The following is a 7,064-nucleotide window of genomic DNA, read 5'->3' as shown; positions in this document are numbered from 1 at the left end:
CTGTACGCCGAACCCCGCACCACGGCCAGCACTCGATCGCCGTCGCGCACCGCGTCGGTCAGCCGCTTGAGCACCACCACCCCCTGGCACCACACCCGCCACTGGATCGACATCGCGTCCGCCGCCCCACCGGCGTTGCGGCCCAACAGTCCCCGCGCTGCGACGGACACCCGCTCTGCGCGAAGGGGCAACGGCACCCCGATCGATGACTGGTCCTATGGGGTTGCCTGGCCCGTGCGACCGCTCCCCGATGCTCCGCCACCCGGCGGCGGTCGATGGCTGGTCGTGGGCGACACCGAGCTGACCGGCGAACTGGACCGCGTCGCCGGGTCCCAAATCGGCATCGAGGGCCTGGAGTCCGGCGCCCTCGCCGACGAAGAGGCACTGCACGGGGCGCTCAACGGTGTCGACCGCGTGCTCTACGCGCCGCCCGCCTCCGGAACGTCGGTCGCGGTCGCCTATCAGCTGTTCCACCACACCCGCCGGCTCACCGCGGCCATGGCGGCCGCCGCCACGCCAGCGAAGCTGTTCATCGTCACCCGCAACGGCCAACCGACCACCGAGGGCGACCGCGCCAACCCCGCACACGGGGCGCTGTGGGGCCTGGGACGCACCCTCGCACTCGAACACCCCGAAATCTGGGGCGGCATCATCGATCTGGACGGCTCGGTGCCCGCACGGTGTGGAGGTTGGTGCGGAAGGTGATGGTGTCGTCGGTATCGCGTTGCAGGGTACCGAGACTCAGATAGCTGGTGGCCGGCTTTCCTTCCCCCAGGGTGTCGAGTACGGCTTGGGTGAGCAGGGGGTGTGCGCTGATTTCGATGAAGGTGTGGTGGTCGGTGCCGGCGTGGGCGATGGCTTGGTGGAAGTGGACGGGGTTGCGCATGTTGGTGGCCCAGTGGTCGGCGTCGAAGACCGGGCGGGTGTCGAGGTCGGGGTAGGTGGTGGAGATGATCGGGATGCGTGGCGGTTGGGGGGTCAGGTCGGCCAGTTCCGCGCGCATCGGGGGTTGCAGGGGGTCCATGGCCGGGTTGTGCGGGGAGACTTCGATGTTGACCCGGCTGGCGAACCGGTTGTGGGCGCGGACCTCGGCGATGAGCTGATCGATCTGGTCGGTGGGTCCGGCGATGACGGTTTGGCGGGGGGAGTTGTAGATGCCCAGGGTGATTTCGGGGTGCTCGGCGATCAGCGCCTCGGTGGCGGGCGCGTCGAGCTCCAGCAGGGCCATGCCGCCGTGCCCGGACAGCGGGGCCATCAACCGCGATCGCGTCGCGGTCACCCGCAATCCCTGGGCGGGCGTGAGCGCACCGGCCACCACGGCGGCGGCGACTTCGCCCATGGAGTGGCCGATGACCAGGTCGGGGGTGATGCCGTGGGCGCGCCACAGCGCGGTCAGCGCCAGCTGCATGCCGATCAGGCCCAGCTGGATCTGTTCGATGCCGACCAGTTCGCTGCCGGTGGCGATCACCTCGCGCAGCGAAAACCCGGCCTGGGCAACGAAATCGGGCTCCAACTCGTCGACCGCCGCGGCGAAGGCCGGCTCGTCGGCCAGCAGCAGGCGGCCCATGCCGGCCCACTGCGACCCGCGCCCGGAGTAGACGAACACCGTGCCCGGCCCGACCGCGCCCTCGCGGGGCAACACCACCCCGGGGGCGTGCTGGCCACCCCCCAGTGCCCGCAGCCCGGCCACCGCCTGGGCACGGTCGCGGGCGACCACCGTGCCAAATCGCGCCTGCCGGGCCCGGTGATGGTTGAGGGTGTGCGCCACATCGCCGAGGGCGACCCCGGCCCCGCCACCCTGCATCCACTCGGCCAGCACCGACGCCGTCGCCGCCACCCGCCGCGCCGTCTTACCCGACACCACCAACGTCGACACCCCGCCGTCGGGGCCGGCGTCGTCGACCGGCGCCAACCCAGGGCCCTGCTCGACGATGGCGTGCGCGTTCGTCCCGCCGAGACCGAACGACGACACCGCCGCCCGGCGAGGACCCGCATCGGACGGCCATTCGATGTTCTCGACGGGCACGAAGAGCCGGGTCGACGACGCGTCGATCGCCGGATTCCACTGCGAGAAGTGCAGGTTCGGCGGGATCTGCCCGCGCTGCACCGCCAGCACCGCCTTGATGAACCCGGCCACCCCGGACGCCGCCTCCAGGTGGCCGATGTTGGTCTTCACCGCGCCGAGCGCGCACGAGCCCGGGCCGCGCCCGTAAGTGGCTGCCAGCGCTTCGAATTCGATCGGATCCCCGAGCGCCGTCCCCGTTCCGTGGGCCTCCACGTAGTTGACGCTTTCCGGTGCGATGTCGGCCGACCGCAACGCGTCGGCGATCACATCGCATTGGGCGGCCGTGTTGGGCGCGGTGATGCCGTTGGAGCGCCCGTCCTGGTTGACCGCCGAACCCCGCACCACGGCCAGCACTCGATCGCCGTCGCGCACCGCGTCGGTCAGCCGCTTGAGCACCACGACCCCCGCGCCCTCGCCGCGGACGAACCCGTCCGCCGCCGCGTCGAACGTCGCGCACCTACCCTGCGGCGACAACAATCCCCAAGCCGAGATGGCGATCTGGGTCTCGGGCCGCAGCGTCGCGCTGACCCCGCCGGCCAGCGCCAGGTCGCTCTCGCGGGACCGCAGGCTCTGGCAGGCCAGGTGGATCGCCGCCAACGACGACGAGCAGGCGGTGTCCACCGCCACCGCAGGCCCACGCAACCCCAACAGGTAGGAGATCCGGCCCGCGGTGATGCTGTGGGAGTTGCCGGTTCCGGTATAGGCGTCCACCTGCTCCGGGCCGGCCGCCAGCATGGACTGGTATTCGTTGAAGTAGGTGCCGATCATCACGCCTGTTCGGGTGTCGGCCAGTGAATCCGTTGGAATGCCGGCATGTTCGAGCGCCTCCCAGGCGACCTCGAGCACCATCCGCTGCTGCGGGTCCATCGATGCGGCTTCGCGCGGGGTGATGCCGAAGAACTCGGCGTCGAACCCCGCGATGTCGGGCACGAAGCCGCCCCACTTGGTCGTCATGTGACCGGGCGTCAAGGGGTCGGGGCTGTAGAAGGCCTCGGCGTCCCACCGATCCGACGGGATCCCGGAGATCGCATTCCGGCCCTCGACCAACAACTCCCAGAAGCTGTCCGGTCCGGTCACCTCGCCGGGGAATCGGCAACCGATCCCCACCACAGCGATGGGTTCGGCCGTCACGGTGCGGGCGGCACGGGCGAATTCTTCGGACAGAGCGGTGCGCTGCTGCGCCGTCATGTCCGAGACGCGGCTGAAGAGACTGCGCATTACGCGGGCTCCTCGGCGGTGACGGAGGACGACTCGATGCGGTCGAACAAACTGTCCAGCGTGCTTCCCGCCGAGGCGGACAACGCCGCGATCTCGTCATGTCCCGAATCCCCTTCGGGCGCGACCATTTTGGTGAGCTGGTCCGCCAGCGCGGCGACGGTGGGGTGATTGAACAGCATGGTGGTCGAGATTTCAACACCCACCAAGGTCTCCGCCTCCCGGCGAATTGCCATGGCGCCCAGCGAGTTCAGGCCGAGCTCGGCGAGTGGCCGATCGCTTTCCAGCTCCGGTTCGGGAATCCGCAGTTCTCGGGCGACGATGCCGCGCAGCCCGCTTTCCAGCTCCCGGTGCACCTGCGCAGGTGTCAGGTGCGACCAGTCCTTCGCCGGGATGAGGGCGGCGCCCGCCGAGTCCGGAAGCAGGTCGTCGACGATGTGCAGTGCGCCGCGGATCCGATAGGCCTCCGCCAGCAGCGGCCAATCCGCTTCTACCACAACCGAATGCGCACCGGCGGCGGGACTCGACACCAGGGGAAGTGCCGTGATGGCGGTCTCGTCGTCCATGGGCAGCAGGCCGGTTCCGACGCTGACCTGACCGGCATCACCGTCGCTGTCGGCCAGTGATTTCCACAATCCCCAGTTGACCGTGGTGGCCGCGAGCCCCAGGCTGCGCCGGGCGTACACCAGGGCGTCCAGGTAGCCGCTGGTGGCGGTGTAGTGGGCCAGCCACCGCGAACCGGTGAGGCCGGAGATGGAGGAGAACACCACGAAGTGGCGCACCGGTGTGGTCAGGGTCAGGCGGTGCAGCAGCGCCGCGGCGTCGAGCTTGGGCGCGAACATCGCCGTGACGTCGTCGTCGGTCATTTCGTCGAGCAGCACTGGGCCGCCGGCGTAGGCAGCCAGGTAGATGCCCTCCAGGGGCGGCAGGTCGGCGCCGAACCGGTCGAACAGCGCGGCCATCGCGGTCTCGTCGGTGGCGTCGGCGGCGACGGTGACCAGCGTGGTCCCGGCCGCGGCAAGGCTTTCGGTCAGTTCGTCGAGCCGCGAACCGGGGTTGCGCGAAACGGCGACGATCGTCTTTGCGCCCATCCTGGCGAGTTCGCGGATCAGGTGTGGGCCGATGTTTCCGGTGGCGCCGATGACCAGCTGGCAGGCGCCGCCGTCCAACGTGACGGCTTGGGTGGGCAGGGCGCGGTGTTGCAATCGCGGGACGTGGCGCAGGCCCTGCCGGTAGACGACCTGGTCCTCGCCGTCGGTGCCGGCGGCTTCGGCCAGCAGCCGGGGCACGGTCAGTTCGGCGGGTACGGCTTCATCGAAGTCGATGATGCCGCCCCAGATTTCGGGGTGTTCGAGTGCGAGGGTGCGTCCCAGGCCCCACAGCGCCCCGTGTGCGGGGTTGGCGCGGTCGCCCTCGGTGGTCGGTTGGCCGTTGCGGGTGACGATGAACAGCTTCGCTGGCGTGGCGGCGGCCGCCATGGCCGCGGTGAGCCGGCGGGTGTGGTGGAACAGCTGATAGGCGACCGCGACCGACGTTCCGGAGGCGGGCGGCGCGTAGAGCACGCGGTCGACACCGTTGAGCGCCCCGTGCAGTGCCTCTTCGTCGGCGAGGGCGCCGGACTCCAGGCCCTCGATGCCGATTTGGGACCCGGCGACGCGGTCCAGTTCGCCGGTCAGCTCGGTGTCGCCCACGACCAGCCATCGACCGCCGCCGGGTGGCGGAGCATCGGGGAGCGGTCGCACGGGCCAGGCAACCCCATAGGACCAGTCATCGATCGGGGTGCCGTTGCCCCTTCGCGCAGAGCGGGTGTCCGTCGCAGCGCGGGGACTGTTGGGCCGCAACGCCGGTGGGGCGGCGGACGCGATGTCGATCCAGTGGCGGGTGTGGTGCCAGGGGGTGGTGGTGCTCAAGCGGCTGACCGACGCGGTGCGCGACGGCGATCGAGTGCTGGCCGTGGTGCGGGGTTCGGCGGTCAACCAGGACGGGCGCTCCAACGGCATCACCGCGCCCAACACGGCCGCCCAATGCGATGTGATCGCCGACGCGTTGCGGTCGGCCGACATCGCACCGGAAAGCGTCAACTACGTGGAGGCCCACGGAACGGGGACGGCGCTCGGGGATCCGATCGAATTCGAAGCGCTGGCAGCCACTTACGGGCGCGGCCCGGGCTCGTGCGCGCTCGGCGCGGTGAAGACCAACATCGGCCACCTGGAGGCGGCGTCCGGGGTGGCCGGGTTCATCAAGGCGGTGCTGGCGGTGCAGCGCGGGCAGATCCCGCCGAACCTGCACTTCTCGCAGTGGAATCCGGCGATCGACGCGTCGTCGACCCGGCTCTTCGTGCCCGTCGAGAACATCGAATGGCCGTCCGATGCGGGTCCTCGCCGGGCGGCGGTGTCGTCGTTCGGTCTCGGCGGGACGAACGCGCACGCCATCGTCGAGCAGGGCCCTGGGTTGGCGCCGGTCGACGACGCCGGCCCCGACGGCGGGGTGTCGACGTTGGTGGTGTCGGGTAAGACGGCGCGGCGGGTGGCGGCGACGGCGTCGGTGCTGGCCGAGTGGATGCAGGGTGGCGGGGCCGGGGTCGCCCTCGGCGATGTGGCGCACACCCTCAACCATCACCGGGCCCGGCAGGCGCGATTTGGCACGGTGGTCGCCCGCGACCGTGCCCAGGCGGTGGCCGGGCTGCGGGCACTGGGGGGTGGCCAGCACGCCCCCGGGGTGGTGTTGCCCCGCGAGGGCGCGGTCGGGCCGGGCACGGTGTTCGTCTACTCCGGGCGCGGGTCGCAGTGGGCCGGCATGGGCCGCCTGCTGCTGGCCGACGAGCCGGCCTTCGCCGCGGCGGTCGACGAGTTGGAGCCCGATTTCGTTGCCCAGGCCGGGTTTTCGCTGCGCGAGGTGATCGCCACCGGCAGCGAACTGGTCGGCATCGAACAGATCCAGCTGGGCCTGATCGGCATGCAGCTGGCGCTGACCGCGCTGTGGCGCGCCCACGGCATCACCCCCGACCTGGTCATCGGCCACTCCATGGGCGAAGTCGCCGCCGCCGTGGTGGCCGGTGCGCTCACGCCCGCCCAGGGATTGCGGGTGACCGCGACGCGATCGCGGTTGATGGCCCCGCTGTCCGGGCACGGCGGCATGGCCCTGCTGGAGCTCGACGCGCCCGCCACCGAGGCGCTGATCGCCGAGCACCCCGAAATCACCCTGGGCATCTACAACTCCCCCCGCCAAACCGTCATCGCCGGACCCACCGACCAGATCGATCAGCTCATCGCCGAGGTCCGCGCCCACAACCGGTTCGCCAGCCGGGTCAACATCGAAGTCTCCCCGCACAACCCGGCCATGGACCCCCTGCAACCCCCGATGCGCGCGGAACTGGCCGACCTGACCCCCCAACCGCCACGCATCCCGATCATCTCCACCACCTACCCCGACCTCGACACCCGCCCGGTCTTCGACGCCGACCACTGGGCCACCAACATGCGCAACCCCGTCCACTTCCACCAAGCCATCGCCCACGCCGGCACCGACCACCACACCTTCATCGAAATCAGCGCACACCCCCTGCTCACCCAAGCCGTACTCGACACCCTGGGGGAAGGAAAGCCGGCCACCAGCTATCTGAGTCTCGGTACCCTGCAACGCGATACCGACGACACCATCACCTTCCGCACCAACCTCCACACCGTGCGGGCACCCACCCGTCCAGATCGATGATGCCGCCCCAGATTTCGGGGTGTTCGAGTGCGAGGGTGCGTCCCAGGCCCCACAGCGCCCCGTGTGCGGG

At 70.6% G+C, this 7,064-nt stretch carries 2 protein-coding genes and 2 pseudogenes; 2 read left to right on the top strand and 2 right to left on the bottom strand.

Annotation, left to right across the window (positions count from 1 at the left end; all coding sequences use genetic code 11):
* Positions 1-285: 285 nt before the first annotated feature.
* On the top strand, positions 286-705 hold the full coding sequence (locus A9X05_RS17065; protein ID WP_067782907.1) for a hypothetical protein: 420 nt from the start codon (positions 286-288) through the stop codon (positions 703-705).
* Here the strand turns inward: A9X05_RS17065 and A9X05_RS17060 are convergent.
* Both A9X05_RS17060 and A9X05_RS17055 read right to left on the bottom strand, forming a co-directional pair.
* Positions 680-3,283: pseudogene (locus A9X05_RS17060) on the bottom strand (type I polyketide synthase); the annotation flags it as partial. The gene A9X05_RS17065 and the pseudogene A9X05_RS17060 overlap by 26 nt on opposite strands.
* Positions 3,283-4,971 carry a beta-ketoacyl reductase gene (locus A9X05_RS17055; protein ID WP_067782904.1) on the bottom strand — a complete coding sequence of 563 codons (1,689 nt, stop codon included), beginning with the start codon at positions 4,969-4,971 and terminating at the stop codon, positions 3,283-3,285. The pseudogene A9X05_RS17060 and the gene A9X05_RS17055, both read right to left, overlap by 1 nt.
* Before the next feature lie 79 nt (positions 4,972-5,050).
* Here A9X05_RS17055 and A9X05_RS29860 point away from each other — a divergent pair.
* A pseudogene (locus tag A9X05_RS29860) lies at positions 5,051-6,964 on the top strand (type I polyketide synthase); the annotation flags it as partial.
* Between the last annotated feature and the right edge of the window lie 100 nt (positions 6,965-7,064).

This window comes from Mycobacterium sp. E3298, from assembly GCF_001666895.1.
In the GTDB taxonomy this organism is placed as follows: Bacteria; Actinomycetota; Actinomycetes; order Mycobacteriales; family Mycobacteriaceae; genus Mycobacterium.
This window is presented reverse-complemented; position numbering and strand designations above follow the sequence as displayed.